We start from the raw sequence: 12,665 nt of genomic DNA, 5'->3' as shown, positions 1-12,665 counted from the left end.
CGTAGCATTCGGTCAGAGACTTTCGGTGTATTCCAAGACCCATCTACCGAATGCTACGCCCCTACCGTATTGGGCTAAAAATCCAGACTTCTTAGGCATCCTTTAATGGAGCAAGCAGTTTGCCTGCTCCACGGTTACTCACTCCTATTTCTTGCCTGTGCCGTGCAGACGAGGGTCGGGAATGGGGGGTTCTGGCTCTGGCCCCAGAGGTTGAGGATTTGCCAGGTACTCAAACTCACCTTTGCCGTCCATTGATGGACCTTTTGCCCAACGTCCTTCGCGGCTGTCCTCGCCATCAGACAGATTCCAGAACTGGTAGGCTGCATCCCGTTTCTCCAGCTCCAGTGGGAAAGAACTAGGAACAGGGGTTGTCTCCAATCCAGAGCTTTCCAGGTCTTCGATCGCCGCCAGCCACTGGTTTTGGTGCATAGTATCCCGTGCAATCATGTAGCTGAGGGTATCCTTCACACCTGGGTCATCCGACATTTCATACATTCGCACAGCCTGTAATCTGCCCTGAGACTCTGCGTGCAAGTTAGAGCGGAAATCTGCTAGCAGGTTGCCACTAGCGATAATGTATCGACCATTCCAGGGATAGCCCACGCTATCGTTAGGTGTTGCACCCAAGCCGGAAACGATCGCATGTTGAGGATTCATGCTTGCTGCAATTACGTCTCGTGGATTTACACCACCCATCACAGCGCCGACGATTGGATCTTTTGCACCATCTTCCTGCATCTTTAGGGGTGCTTCATCTAGTAGATGGGCAATCATAGTCGCCAACATCTCAACGTGTCCGATTTCCTCGGTGCCGATGTCGAGCAACATATCTTTGTAACGAGCAGGACCTCGGCAGTTCCAACCCTGGAAGAGGTACTGCATCATCACAGTCATTTCACCAAAGGGTCCGCCGATCAGCTCTTGAATCTTCTTGGCATAAACCGCATCCGGTTGTTCCGGTTTGGTGAAATACTGCATCCGTTTGTTGTGAAAAAACACTTTGTTAAATCTCCTAATTGCGTTGTTACTAATCTGCTCAGAATTTGCTCAGAAGCTAGGTTCCAAGGCAACGGATAACAGTTCATCTCGGACGAACTTGTTTATCACCGTTTCAGAAGTAATCTGGACACAGAACAAACTCACTCAGATAAATTTGACTTCTGATATCTCCAATCAAGCCGCTTAAAAATCAACTAGCTCAATAAACTTGAACAATCCTGAATTGCTTACGAACACCTTGCTTCAAAGGACAAGCAGCTTAAGCTCTTAATTTCCACTAAGTCTGTTCGTAAGGGGATTTAAGATTGTCACGCCCCAAAATTACTTTGAATGGATCTTGCTACTTGAGAACGGATTTCCGCTTGATTGCCTCCATTCTCAGCAATCTTTTCCAACAAAACGTCATACCTATTGCCTGTCATCCGCCCCAACCAAAGAGGTAGCTTTGATAAAGTGATATAAACACTCCGAACGATGAATCAAAGAATGAGTAAATAGAGTGAGCAAGATTACTCAAACGGTTTTTGAATGACTTTGAGCAGTTCGAGAGGAGGTTGGAAAGTAAGACCAAATCCGTTCGATTAACCGTAATTCCTGGTGGGGAGATTTTGCCGTTGGGCCTCGGCTCTGTTAATATTCGGTCTGCTAAACCTACCCGTACAGTGTTGGGTTGTTTAGCAGGATTCAAAATCACAGATATTTTCCCTGAGGTAGGCTACAAATTAGACTACTCAAACAGCCTCTAAACTCTGGCAGTTTCTGAATAGTTGCTGGGAATGTCTTCAGGAATGAGTGTTGTTAATACCTCATCGGTCAAAGAAGAAAGTACAGCCAGTCTATTTGCCTGCTTTTCAATGCTCTTCTCAAACAGATTACGAACCATGCGAGCATTGCCAAAGTTTTTGTCTCGATTATCGTAAAGCTGATTGAAGATTTTGAGCAGTTTCTCTCTTGCTTCTGGTGTCAACTTGAAGTGACTTTTTCCAGCCATTCGCTCAAAAATTGCTAGCAGCTCTTCGGGTGTATAGTCGTTGAAATAGAAGTAACGGTTAAAGCGTGATTTTAAGCCAGGATTTGATTCGATAAAGGCTTCCATCTCATCGGTGTAGCCTGCCACGATGACGACGAGGCGATCGCGATAGTCTTCCATTCGCTTCAGCAGAACGTCGATCGCCTCCTGCCCAAAATCACGCCCCGCCTCTCGTGGCACCAAAGCATAGGCTTCATCAATGAACAGCACGCCATCCAGAGCAGAATCCACCATTTCATCTACTTTTTTAGCCGTTTGTCCGACATAACCTGCCACCATGCCAGAGCGATCGGTTTCCACCAAATGCCCTTTACTGAGAAACTCTAGCCCTTCATAGATTTTGCTCATCAGGCGAGCAACGGTCGTTTTACCCGTACCTGGAGGTCCACAAAAGACCGCATGAAGTGAAACTGGCGTTTTTGCTAAACCTCGTTCTGCTCGAATCTTCTGCACCTTCAGGAAGTTGGTTAGAGTTTGCACTTCCTCCTTAATATTCTCCATCCCAACTAGCTCGTTCAGGTCAGCTAGAGCTTGCTCTAAAATCTTGGTTGGGTCTTCCTTCGGAGTGGGTTCAGAACTTTGAGGCTTAGGTTCACCGGAGTTTTGAGGCTGTTTAGATTCAGAAGTTCGCTCAGGTTTTGGAGCCGATGCCTGAGTCAGTTTAGGAATAGGAACAGACGCTAAACCTGCCTGATAGCTATCTAACTTCTGATAGGAGTGCAGCAGTTGCCAAACTTTTGATAATGCCTCCATTTCTTGCATCGTCACGACACCATCCGCTTTAGTAATTACTTGAGCAAACTTATAGATGGCGTTGACAGCATGACCTAGATATTCTGTGCCTTTTTCCTCATCTAGCTTGTTCAGAATAGAGGGCAATACAAGTTGGTCAGTTTGCTGATCGCCCCCTGTTAAATCAAGCAAAATTTGAATAGTAATTTTTTGATATTTAAGCCGTTCTTCGCTAGAAAATTCCCATGAATTGACAGCAACGTTCAGTTTTTCTCTATCTTTTTTAATCAGCGCATAAATTACTAAATAGGCTAGCAGTTCAGCAGAGCTAATTTCTTTGTTGCTACGTCCACAAATTCTTACGACTTTCGCCAAGTCAACTAATATTAGATCTGCAAACCGTTCGTCTAACTCCAAGATGGAAGTTAGAGAGCGATATAGGTCATTTGCCTCTTGCTTGACCAGTCTGAAGTTAACAATCTGGCGAAAATCCACAAAAACCTCCTGAAACTGACTGAATCCTATCATGGCTTCCCTTCCCTTTCAGGCGGAAGCCTCAACAGCAGACAGAACCTCTAGCTATCTTATCGGTGTCAGAGAAAAACGCCTCTATCGCTGGGCGATCGCCTAGAAAGTAATAAAACGATTGAATAGGACGGAGCGATCGCCCCGTCCTATTCAATCGTCGATGTTTGCGCCATTCCAATGGAATAACCTTGGAAGTTGCGCTAAATCCAAACCATAATTTATGATCCAGACTACAATTTCCAGGATAAGAATGTATCGAACCCAAACCAGTGTTGGATCAGAACTCAAGAGATTCAGCCCCTCGTAAAGCTGCCAAAACCGATAGGGCAAATACAGATAGGGAACCATGACAAATACTGTGGATTGAAAGCGTCTTAACGACAAACTTTCAGACAAAATTTGTAGCCCCAACATGAGAAAGTAAGCAGCAAAGATTGCGACTACATCGAAGTTGCCCTGCCATATTCCCCACACCAGCAAAGCGACCAAGGGTGGAACGATACCCAAAAACTGAACTGACAAAAACCAGATTCTAAACCAGCCTGGAAGCGGTTTAGGAAGCTCATAAGGGGCTGTGTCTCGCCAGGACCAACCGGCGATCGCAAAGAAAGCAGTGGCGATCGCAAAGAAGATTAGATTCTCAAGTAAGAGATAGTTAGTGGTAGGAAAAAGCATGAGCAATAGTGTTCATCGCTGCACTTGTTATCATGCTTCATCTAAGCCGACGTTTGCTGTTTTGCTTCCGACGGTTGATCACAACCCAAACAATGAAGGCAACGAGTAAACCTCCGACTATCAGTTTAGAAAGTGGTCCAATATAGACTTCAACCAACTCGTAGTTGTCGCCCAGCAGATACCCGGCTCCTGTCAGTAAGCTAACCCATGCTACAGTCCCAATCGTTGAGTAGACCAAAAAGGGGATGAAAGGCATGTTGCAGGTGCCCGCTGGAATCGAAATCAGCGTCCGGACTCCAGGCACGAGGCGACAAAGCAATACAGTCCTGCCGCCGTGCTTGACGAACCATTTTGTGGCTTCGTCCATTTCTTTGCTGCTGATCCCCAGCCATTTGCCATAGCGGTCAGCCCAAGCTTTAAGGCGATCGGCTCCCAAAAACTTTCCGGCAAAATACCAGGGCAGCGCTCCTAAAACAGTGCCAATGACTCCTGCTAGGACCGCATAAAAGACGTTCATTTCGCCCTGAGCCGCAGTAAAACCTGCCAACGGCATGATTAGCTCAGAAGGAATCGGTGGAAACAGATTTTCCATGAACATCAGAAAACCAATACCAACGTAACCCAGGCTGTTGATCGTGTTAGTAATCCATTCGACCATAAAGCTGTTCCTTGCAAAGTCCCATTAAAGCGAAGCATTGAGCCAATCTGACAGGCTAGAGCCCTCATTAAGAATAGCTAACAAATTTCAATCAGAAAGCACCCCTGCTATCGGGCATATCCCTAACCCAGCTAGACTGATTGCCCCATCGTTGTAGTAGTACAGGCAAGAATGAAGTTGTGGCTGTGATCTCCACTCCCCTTGGGGTGCGGGCTCATGACCATTTGAGATTGCTATATCTCTTTACATAAGTTGCGGGGTTCACCCGTGCGTTTTCACTCGTGCGTTTTCTTAAAGAGCGGGGGCGCTGCAAGCAACGCCCCCGCTCAAAATAGATGGCTCTAGCTTAGTTTAAGTGCCTGATGTCCAGGAATTGATGTATTCGGTCTGCTCAGGCGTGAGCGCGTCAATCGCAATTCCCATCGCCTGGAGCTTCAACCGCGCAATTTCCTGATCAACTTCAGCAGGAATGGTGTGAATTCCAGGTTCTAGATTGCCTTTGTTCTTCACCAAATATTCACAGGCAAGCGCTTGGTTGGCAAAGCTCATATCCATAACGGCGCTGGGGTGTCCTTCAGCAGCAGCCAGATTGATCAGTCGACCTTCACCCAAAACGACAACGGATTTGCCGCTTGGCATACGATATTGCTCAGTGAAGTTGCGGACTTGCTTCACTTCAGTTGCCATTTCTTTGAGCGATTTGAGGTCAATCTCAATGTCAAAGTGACCAGAGTTGCAAACGATCGCCCCGTCTTTCATAGTTTCAAAATGCTCTGCTCGGATGACGTGCTTGTTGCCCGTCACGGTGATGAAGATATCACCTTGAGGCGCTGCAACGGTCATTGGCAGTACGCGGAATCCATCCATTGCCGCTTCGAGGGCGCGGGTAGGATTGATTTCCGTCACGATCACGCTTGCACCCATGCCTCGTGCCCGCAGGGCTGTACCCTTGCCGCACCAGCCATAGCCCGCAACAACGATCGTTTTACCTGCGAGAAGAATGTTGGTTGCCCGGATGATTCCATCTAGTGTGGATTGTCCTGTTCCATAGCGATTGTCAAAGAAATGCTTGGTGTCAGCATCGTTAACGTTCATCGCTGGGAAGGTGAGTACGCCATCTTTGAGCATGGCTTGCAGGCGCACGATCCCGGTGGTGGTTTCCTCGGTGGTGCCAATCAGGTCAGCAATTTGGTCTTGCCGCTCTTGAATTAATGTGGCAACTACGTCGCTGCCGTCATCAATGATCAGGTTGGGGCGGTGATCTAGCGCAATCTGGACGTGGCGGTGGTAGGTCTCGTTGTCTTCACCTTTTTGAGCAAAAACTGGAATGCCATGATCTGCAACTAAACTGGCAGCTACGTCATCTTGAGTAGATAGAGGGTTGCTAGCAATGAGCAGAGCATCGGCTCCGGCCGCTTTGAGGGCGATCGCTAGATGAGCAGTTTCAGTCGTGACGTGGCAGCAAGCTACCAAACGAATTCCAGCCAAAGGCTTTTCTTGAGCAAAACGCTCTTGAATTCGCCGCAAGACGGGCATTTCCCGCCCTGCCCACTCGATTCGCTGTCTCCCCTGTGCTGCTAAGGAGAGGTCTTTAACTTCATGCTTTACCTGAGCTGTTGTGGTCATGTAGATCTTGCCTTAAGGAATCTGGGAGATTTTGCAAATTTACGACTTTTACTAGCCTACCTAGCTTAGCCAAATCGCGAAACCGTGAGGCAAAATTCCCCCGCTTTTTACCACCTCTCACCTTTTGTCAAAATGTTAAATTGGCAGCATGATTACAGTCACATTTGAGGAAATTGCTCAGTACCGATCTGAGCTATCAGCGAGTCCAGAAGCGCTTAGAGCGCTAGATATGATCGAAGATTGCGAAGGCGATTTGGAAGATGCAGCGATCGCCCTGGCACTTCAGGCAAGGCAAGAACCTGACACGTCAGACCGTTGGTTAGAAGGTCTCGCCAAACGTTGTCGAGCTGTGTTGTGTCAGTCTGATCTCAGAGCAAATTTGGCAGCAGGATCACTTCAGGACGCAATGCGATCGCTAACCAAAGCAACAGAGCTTCCCCCCAGTCTGGCAACTCCAGTGATCATTTATGTGCTTAAAACGGGTCTAGAAGATTTTTGCAAACCGCTTGAGGAAAAGCTCTAAAAGGTTTCTAAGAGGTTAGGGTAGCCAGATACAGAATCGGCTTACCCTCGCATCCGAAAAGCGGTGCCGCAGTCAACAATAGTGCGTAGCCTACTTGTACAGACGTAATTCATCGCGTCTCTTGCCCAGAATATGGTTGCTCAAGACTCTTCTCAAAATTTTGTCAGGTTACGCCTAGCCCAGTTGCTGCCAGGGATTGCTCTTGCTGCTGCCACAATCATTTCTGGAGCGATCGCCCCTATTGCAACTGCCAGCAGGCAAGAACTCAATCGCCCTGCTTATGCTCAAAATTATTCAGTTCCCGCAGCTGTCTCTCTAGCTCAGTCTTCATCTGCTCAGGTTAACTGGACTACCGAACCTGTTCTGACTATTTCGGATGATCAGGTGAGTCTTGGGGGGACTGACACTATTGCTATTAGCCCAGATGGGAGGGTGGTTGCCGGTGCCGTTACGACTGATCCCAACGAGTACGCAGACTCCGTTAGAGTGTGGGATCTGACAACAGGCGAAGCGCTCTACACATTGAGTGATCATGCTGCAATGGTTTCGGCGATCGCCTTTAGCCCTGATGGTCAACTCCTTGCTACTGCCGATTATGACTTTGACAACCGAATGCTGACCATCCGCCTGCGAAATGTGAGTAGTGGTCAAACGCTCCGCACGCTTAGACGAGCTATCACCCCTAAGTTTATGGAAGCGGGGGGAGGTTATTACTTCAGCAGTGTTTTGGCCTTTAGCCCTGACAGCCAAACGCTCTACAGCAGTGCTACTAGTCCTCTGATTCAGGTTTGGGATGTCAACCAAGGAACACTTCAGCGCAGCTTAGTCGGGCATCGGGAAACCATTCGAACTCTGAAAGTCAGTTCAGATGGGCAAATGCTCGCTAGTACCCATGTGGATGGCGAATTAACTTTGATTGACCTTGCTTCTGGGCAGATCAAACGCACCTTTGAGGGTGGCATAGATGCCTTTAAGATAGCCTTCAGTCCAGACAGTGAGACTGTCACGGGTACTTTTACAGTAAGTCGCAATGGCGCAGTTGTGCCCCGTCAGGTCGCAACCTGGAATATCAACACAGGAGAGCTTGTAAATACAGCAACGGAGTTCGTCGAGCAGGACTGGTTAATCCCAAGTGCAGATGGCAAAATCCTGGCTGTTATTAATTATGAGGAAGACATCAACCTGCTAGATATGGTTACCGGGCAAACGCTTCAAACTTTTGAGGAGAATGCAACTAATGGTGCGTTTAGTCCCAACGGACGACTCTTTGTTGCTGTGACGGAAGGCAACATCAAAGTTTGGTCTAGCTCATCGGCTCAGCCATAAAGCCCTTTAGTTAAGCGCAGTTTCGACCTATGCAGCAGTCTGATCCTCCAGCCATTTCACTCTCAGTTCAGGTGCAGGGAAGCGGTTTCCCGATGCTCTGTTTGCATGGGCACCCTGGCACTGGGGCCAGTATGTCGGTCTTTACTCAGCATTTTTCTCGGCGTTTCAAAACCTTTGCGCCTGATCTGCGGGGCTATGGCAAGAGCCAGGCTAAGACAGCGTTTGCCATGCAGGATCACCTGGTCGATCTAGATGCGTTACTCGATCGCTATCAAATTGAGCGATGCTTAGTCTTGGGCTGGTCACTGGGAGGAATTTTGGCGACGGAGCTAGCACTAAGACAACCAGAGCGAATCAGCGGACTGATCCTGATTGCTTCAGCAATGCGTCCTCGCAGCAGTCACCCACCCATTAGCTGGGAAGATAACCTCTACACGGGGCTGGCATCGGTAATCAACTGGCTGCAACCAGGCTGGCGGTGGAACATTGACACCTTTGGCAAGCGATCGCTCTATCGTTACCTGATTCAGCAACACACAGCGATCGCCTACCAGCACCTTGCCATTGAAGGAATGCCAGCCTACTTTCAGACATCACTTAGTGCTCGTCAAGCTCTAAACGATGCTCTTAGGCAAGACTACAATCGACTCGCAGACCTCAATCAGGTTAAGTGCTCCAGCTTGGTTATGGCTGGAACGGCAGATCGACACATTACGCTTGAATCTAGTCTGGAAACTGCTCAACATCTGCCAAAATGCCATTGGCTCAGCTACCCTGATGTCGCACACCTCTTCCCCTGGGAGATCCCCAATCAGGTACTCCGGGACATTGACAATTGGATTGAGAGCAACCCTGACGTTGTAGACAAAAGGTCAAACGCTCTAAGCTAGATGCAGAAGGACAACAAACCTGCTAATTAAACCTGACCGCTAAAAACGGGAGCTGGGCCGCCACGGCTAGGACGATCTGCAATCTCTTCATAAATCGTCAGATTGTCTGGCTTGCATCGCTTCACAGCAACCTTGATGCCCTGAGCGCCTTCTTGCTCCAGATCCTCAATGTAGCCAGCTTTCTCAGCCTCAGCCTCACTAGCGCTAGCAAAAGGTCCAAAATAGTAGGTGCAACGCGGATTGTCAGTAAGGATCTCAACCCACCAAGCCAGACCAACGGTTTGAAGTAGATTTGTCCAAAGTTCTTTCATAGTTTTACCGAATTGTCTCTGCTGAATAACAGGGTGTGCTGGGTAAACGCTAAGCGAATTGTCAACTGCCCTTAAGAAGTTTCAAGTTTTGTTATACTCTGTCGCACTTTTTTTTGCAAAACATCCACCAAGGTGTACAGTGCTAGCTCGTCGCTGTCGGTAAATTTCGTAAAGTGCCATTCCGGCTGCTACAGAGGCATTCAGGCTAGGTGTATTGCCTCTCAGCGGAATCGAGACTAAGGTATCGCAACAGCGCTGCGTGAGAAGACTTAACCCTTCACCTTCTGAGCCAATCACCAGAGCGATCGGCCCCGTGAATTTAACAGTGTCCAAATCTTCACTGGCCGTTACCGCTGTACCGTAAACCCAAAAGCCAGCTTTCTTTAATTCTTCCAATGCCCGGCTTAAATTGACAACCCTTGCAACTGGAAAAGTTTCTAAAGCTCCTGCCGCAACTTTAACCACAGATGATGTGATCCCCACGGCCCGCCGCTGCGGGATCACCATCCCTTGCGATCCCAGCGCTTCTGCGGTGCGGATAATTGCTCCCAAATTGTGAGGATCTGTAATACTATCGGCAACCACAATGACAGGTTGCTCAGATGTTGCCTTAGCCCGCTCGATCATTTCTTGCAGATCAGCATAGACGTAGGAGGTAACCTGAGCCGCGATCCCCTGATGGTTTGCCGCTTGAGTGAGCTGATCTAGCCGTCGGTGATCAACTTCATCAATGACCGTTCCGTTGGCTTTAGCCTGAAGCAAAAGAGAATGAAAGCGAGAGTCATAGCGCAACCTTGGAGTAATCCAGAGGCGATTGAGCTGTCGTTGGCTCTCCAGTGCAGCCAAAACTGGATGACGACCATAAATCAGATCGTTATCTGTATCAGGCACATCCGTCACACCAACCGAATTAGCCGTTTCAAACTGGGGATCGGCAATATTTGCCTGTTGCTCCTGTTGCTCCCGTCCTGGCTTTTCAGCAATGGGCGATCGCTTCATAGGTTGGATCTGAATCACAGAGCGCTGTTTAATTTTTCTGCCACCGATAACTCTGCGCTCACCCCGGCGCTCTGTATCTGACTTGATAACTCTGCGCTCACGCCGACCTTCTGTATCTGACTTGGCAACTTTGCGCTCACCCCGACCTTCTGCATCGGGCTTAGCAACTCTGCGTTCACCCCGACGCTCTGTATCTGGTTGAGAACGACTGGGTTTTAAATGAACACGTTTGTCTTTTGACTTAGCTGCACCTTTTCGAGGAGAGCGATCCTGGGATGCGTTGCGATGTTTAGGAGCCATGGTACAAATTCCTCTGAATTGCTCAAAATTGTGCAAGGTATTCGACCTTGCCGTAAAAATGCTGATTTAGGGGACCTATAAAGGACCATCCACCTATCTACTTGGATGGTCTGACCGAAAGTCCTTACAAGAATTTAGATCGTTACTCTGATAGCTTTTCTAGATCTAATTTTGCGAATAGTTGGGCAAGCCGCTGGGGATCAGTGAGATATAGATAACCCATTAAAGTCTCCAGACTGGTAGCAGACTGATAAACCTCTAAAGCAACTCTTCGGGGACGGTTGGAGGCAGCATTACGGCCCCGCTTTGAGATTTCTAATTCAGCCGTCGTCAGGTAAGGTTCAAGCGATCGCAGATGGTTAGCTTGACTTTCCGCCCTAACTTGAGCCACCACTTGACTATGATAAGTCTGCAAGCGCTTGGGCGGCATCAGGTAGGACAACCGGACATGAAGTTCGTAAACCGCATCTCCAATATAAGCTAGGGCAGCAGGTGAAAGCTGCTTAACCTGGTCAGGGGTCAAGACAGGCAAAGACGTTGGGCTAGACAAATGAGTCTGCTCCAGCAGCCGAGTAGCGAAGTAGTCTAAACCTGTTTCATCCTTCGGTGCCACGCAAGGGCTCCCTCACTGTTATAAACCTTTGTTTTTCTTTACCTTCCTTCACTTGCATAGTAGCCCCAAATGCGATTAAGGACGTATGCCATAGCAAAATGCGATCGCATCTACTTTCTGCGATCGCATAGACAGCTTAGAGTGCCAGAAGCCAATCTGGTCACATAATTCAACCGTTCTGTTGAATCTAAATCAAGCCGACTTGACGTTTTCTAGAGCGGCCTCAACCGATGGCTGGAGAGACAGGAACTGCTCAAGCCGAACGAGCTTGACCGTCTGCGTAACGCGAGGGTTAGTTACGACTTGCAAAGTTCCTCCAGCAGTTTGCGTTTTCTTGACAAGCTGCACGAGAGCACCCAGCCCAGAGCTATCGACAAAGTCTATTTGAGATAGATCCAGAATAAAATTCTTTGGACCTTCCTCTACAAACTTGTCGAACACCTTGCGAAACGTTGGCTCTGAGAAGGCATCTAAAAGGCCGGCAAGGCGAAAAAGCTGGCAATTTTCCCTGACTTCGCGGGTGCCTCTTAAACTTACGGTCAGGGTTAGTGATTCAGGAATAAAAACCTCCTATACCAGATACTGTCTAACAATAATATTGCTTAATTCGAGGCTTCAGTATAAGTCAGGATGAGTCCGTCTGCAACCCAAAAATTAATCCCCTTGAGCTAATTCATTCCAAAGGCTGGTCGTCTGCCGGAGACTCAAGTGATTTCCATCACCCAAAATCAAGTGATCGAGTACCGGAATTCCTAGAAGCTGCGCTCCTGCAAGAAGTTGACGAGTTAGAGAAATATCTTCTGGACTGGGTTCAACGTTCCCAGAGGGATGATTGTGAGCCACAATCACCCTCACCGCACCCTGACGAATCGCTTCCCGAAAAATGTCGCGAGGGTGAGCGAGAGTTTCTGTCGCTGTCCCGATTGTGATGACGCGAGTTCCCAGTAGCCGATGTTTGATGTCTAGTAGCAGTACTGCAAACCGCTCCTGAGATTGCCACATCAGGTCGTGGCTGAGGGTTGCTGCTGCCACAGCCGGATCATCAATCACGGTGCGTTCTGACGGGCGCACCTGTAAGACTCGTTTACCAAGCTCGATCGCCGCCAAAATGGTGGTTGCTTTGGCTGGACCTACACCCGGAATTTGCATCAATTCTTGGGCATTTACGTCTCTTAAGACCGCAAGAGAATCTCGCTGATCTTCCCCCAACTTTTGCAAAATGTACTGCCCTAAACCTACGGCTGAGAGGCGGCCAGGACCTTGCCCCGTGCCTAGCAAAATGGCAATTAACTCGGCTGTAGAGAGAATTTTAGCTCCTTGCGTGAGCAGTCGTTCGCGAGGTCGCTCGGTGGCGGGCAGGTCTGCCACTCTAAGACTGTAGGTCATAGATGCGCTTAGAATGATGATAAAAAGGCTAGTACAACGCTTGCATTGGCGTTGGGCAGTCAGTTCTGC

Annotated in this window: 13 protein-coding genes; 3 read left to right on the top strand and 10 right to left on the bottom strand. The window is 48.4% G+C overall.

Annotated elements, in window-relative coordinates; translation table 11 throughout:
- Positions 1–144 precede the first annotated feature (144 nt).
- The 5 genes from H6F93_RS32685 to ahcY form a co-directional block, all read right to left on the bottom strand.
- Positions 145–999 carry a manganese catalase gene (locus H6F93_RS32685; protein ID WP_190690373.1) on the bottom strand — a complete coding sequence of 285 codons (855 nt, stop codon included), beginning with the start codon at positions 997–999 and terminating at the stop codon, positions 145–147.
- Positions 1,000–1,741: 742 nt separating this feature from the next.
- Entirely contained in the window at positions 1,742–3,289 is a 1,548-nt protein-coding gene (locus tag H6F93_RS36030) for an AAA family ATPase (RefSeq protein ID WP_199314310.1), read from the bottom strand.
- A gap of 150 nt (positions 3,290–3,439) precedes the next feature.
- Positions 3,440–3,964 (bottom strand): hypothetical protein, encoded by a 525-nt coding sequence (locus H6F93_RS32675; RefSeq protein WP_190643465.1) that lies wholly within the window; start codon positions 3,962–3,964, stop codon positions 3,440–3,442.
- 37 nt (positions 3,965–4,001) lie between these two features.
- Entirely contained in the window at positions 4,002–4,622 is a 621-nt protein-coding gene (locus H6F93_RS32670; protein ID WP_190643466.1) for a DedA family protein, read from the bottom strand.
- A gap of 351 nt (positions 4,623–4,973) precedes the next feature.
- Complete coding sequence (gene ahcY, locus H6F93_RS32665; RefSeq protein ID WP_190690370.1) at positions 4,974–6,248, bottom strand: adenosylhomocysteinase; 1,275 nt, start codon at positions 6,246–6,248, stop codon at positions 4,974–4,976.
- Positions 6,249–6,396: 148 nt separating this feature from the next.
- Between ahcY and H6F93_RS32660 the strand changes: the two genes are divergently transcribed.
- The 3 genes from H6F93_RS32660 (at position 6,397) to H6F93_RS32650 (ending at position 8,987) form a co-directional block, all read left to right on the top strand.
- Positions 6,397–6,771, top strand: a complete 375-nt coding sequence (locus H6F93_RS32660) for a hypothetical protein (protein ID WP_190690368.1) — start codon at positions 6,397–6,399, stop codon at positions 6,769–6,771.
- A gap of 132 nt (positions 6,772–6,903) precedes the next feature.
- Entirely contained in the window at positions 6,904–8,097 is a 1,194-nt protein-coding gene (locus H6F93_RS32655) for a WD40 repeat domain-containing protein (protein ID WP_190690365.1), read from the top strand.
- A gap of 29 nt (positions 8,098–8,126) precedes the next feature.
- Positions 8,127–8,987 carry an alpha/beta fold hydrolase gene (locus H6F93_RS32650; protein ID WP_190690362.1) on the top strand — a complete coding sequence of 287 codons (861 nt, stop codon included), beginning with the start codon at positions 8,127–8,129 and terminating at the stop codon, positions 8,985–8,987.
- 26 nt (positions 8,988–9,013) lie between these two features.
- Here H6F93_RS32650 and H6F93_RS32645 read toward each other — a convergent pair whose 3' ends face one another.
- From H6F93_RS32645 to radC, 5 genes are all read right to left on the bottom strand, one after another.
- The gene (locus H6F93_RS32645) at positions 9,014–9,298 is read right to left on the bottom strand and encodes a DUF1816 domain-containing protein (protein WP_190690359.1); all 285 of its coding nucleotides are present in this window, start codon (positions 9,296–9,298) and stop codon (positions 9,014–9,016) included.
- A gap of 81 nt (positions 9,299–9,379) precedes the next feature.
- Positions 9,380–10,597, bottom strand: coding sequence for a 23S rRNA (guanosine(2251)-2'-O)-methyltransferase RlmB (rlmB, locus tag H6F93_RS32640; RefSeq protein WP_190690356.1), 1,218 nt, complete (start codon positions 10,595–10,597; stop codon positions 9,380–9,382).
- A gap of 142 nt (positions 10,598–10,739) precedes the next feature.
- The gene (locus tag H6F93_RS32635; protein ID WP_190643473.1) at positions 10,740–11,210 is read right to left on the bottom strand and encodes a ribonuclease III domain-containing protein; all 471 of its coding nucleotides are present in this window, start codon (positions 11,208–11,210) and stop codon (positions 10,740–10,742) included.
- A gap of 192 nt (positions 11,211–11,402) precedes the next feature.
- Positions 11,403–11,753 carry an STAS domain-containing protein gene (locus H6F93_RS32630; RefSeq protein ID WP_199314324.1) on the bottom strand — a complete coding sequence of 117 codons (351 nt, stop codon included), beginning with the start codon at positions 11,751–11,753 and terminating at the stop codon, positions 11,403–11,405.
- Positions 11,754–11,864: 111 nt separating this feature from the next.
- A complete protein-coding gene (gene radC, locus H6F93_RS32625) occupies positions 11,865–12,596 on the bottom strand; it encodes a RadC family protein (RefSeq protein ID WP_190643474.1) in 732 nt (243 codons plus the stop codon).
- Between the last annotated feature and the right edge of the window lie 69 nt (positions 12,597–12,665).

Source organism: Leptolyngbya sp. FACHB-671 (assembly GCF_014695745.1).
In the GTDB taxonomy this organism is placed as follows: Bacteria; Cyanobacteriota; Cyanobacteriia; order Elainellales; family Elainellaceae; genus JAAUTN01.
This window is presented reverse-complemented; position numbering and strand designations above follow the sequence as displayed.